General features: G+C 52.2%; 1 protein-coding gene. It reads right to left on the bottom strand.

Going from position 1 to position 1,516, the window contains the following annotated elements; all coding sequences use genetic code 11:
• Window positions 1–362: 362 nt before the first annotated feature.
• On the bottom strand, window positions 363–1,094 hold the full coding sequence (locus tag ACIQ2D_RS21890) for a hypothetical protein (protein ID WP_003943777.1): 732 nt from the start codon (window positions 1,092–1,094) through the stop codon (window positions 363–365).
• Between the last annotated feature and the right edge of the window lie 422 nt (window positions 1,095–1,516).

Raw genomic sequence — 1,516 nt, 5'->3', positions numbered from 1 at the left:
GAGGTGCAAAAGCCCGTTGGGGTCCCTTCACGTCTCGCCGACGAGGGGATGCCGACTGCCGTTGCGCCGCTGACGGATCAGCGGCAACCCGCACGGATTCGAAATGCTTGTCGATCCGCGCCATTCTTGATGTTACGTGTGGGGCCAGATACGTATTCAGCCGCAAAATGGAGAGTCCGTCGTTCAGGGAAATGGATCACATCTGTAAGGATCGGCGGCTTCGAGAGGAGGGCTTGGCTTCGAGAGAGTTGGCCAGCCTCCGAGACCGTGACCCACCCCAAAGAAGTTTCCCGGGTTCGGTGAAAAACTGCTGGGCATGTATTGGCAACGACGAACCGGACACGTTGCCGGTGACGGCGTTGCTAGAAGTAGCGCTTGAGATCCTGTAGTCGGTCGAAAATGGCTGGTGGGTAGTTGCCGTGTGGTTGGCCACACTGGTTGCATACCGCAAGGGTCAGGCCATCGGAGGTGTCAAGATCTGTGTAAGGGAAAACGCTGTAGAGAAGTACGTGCTTGACAAGTGCTGCGTAAAAATCCTTGTTTATAGGATCGATATCGGAGCTCGCAATCTTGACGAATGCTTGCTTCGCGATCTCTAAAACGCCGAGTATTTCCCTGACGCCATCCTGCTGGAGAAGCCGTTCCGAGTCGTGGAGGTCGATATTCATGCTTTCAATGTCATCAATGAACTGCCGAATAGCTCGACGTCCATGTAACTGCTCAGAGCTCAACTCTTGGGTACTAATTTTCTGGTAGTTGAACTGCTTAATATTTTCGTCCATGAATGCATAGAGTTGATGTAAGTGTGTCGCGACACGTTGCCTTACCTCTTTTTCGGCATCGGCGTCCACCTGTTTTTGCGTAAGTGCGTTGGCGCGCAATTGCGCAGTCAAAGCAAGGAATAACAGAATGATTCCTGCCAATCCTGTAATGGGATTCGAAATTCCACCGATCGTGTCGCCAACCGTTCCGTATTCCTTCAAGTATTCGAAAGGAAGTACTGGGAGGAGTGACAGGGGGACGACGATCGCAAGTAGTGCTCCGATCGTCACGACGACGACGGTCGTCCGCCAGTTTCGTTGGTGGTTATTCATTAGTTCCGTCCAGTCTAGATGGATGTCGTTTTTACGGCTGCACAGACTCCCAAATCGGGTTGGAAGAGTCGAGTTAGCCGAGAGTGTCCCAATCTGGGCTGACAAAGATTATTGCGCTAAGCATCGAGGAAAATCCGCGGGCGGCACGTATTCTTTACATGGCGGTCGGGATTTTTCTGGTCATTTCGAACCTGGAGTTTGAGATAATGCGATGAAATCGCTCGTTGAGATCGACTCGCACAGAGGTATGCTTTGGTTCACCGTTATCGCCCCTGCAAACGTAATTATATACTGTAGAGCCTAGATGGCTCGCCGTTTCTTCGACACAGTCGAGCCCGCTGAGGCTGGCGGCGGCCGTACGGCAATCGTTCAGGCAAGTAGACAAATTCGCAGTCAAGGTGAATCGGTAGAAGGAAGTTGCC

The organism is Lysinibacillus sp. NPDC097287, from assembly GCF_044761695.1.
GTDB lineage: Bacteria > Bacillota > Bacilli > Bacillales_A > Planococcaceae > Lysinibacillus.
This window is presented reverse-complemented; position numbering and strand designations above follow the sequence as displayed.

Bases quoted from the DNA above. Each gene is read 5' to 3' on its own strand.
- ACIQ2D_RS21890 (WP_003943777.1), bottom strand. From the start codon at position 1,094: ATGAATAACCACCAACGAAACTGGCGGACGACCGTCGTCGTCGTGACG.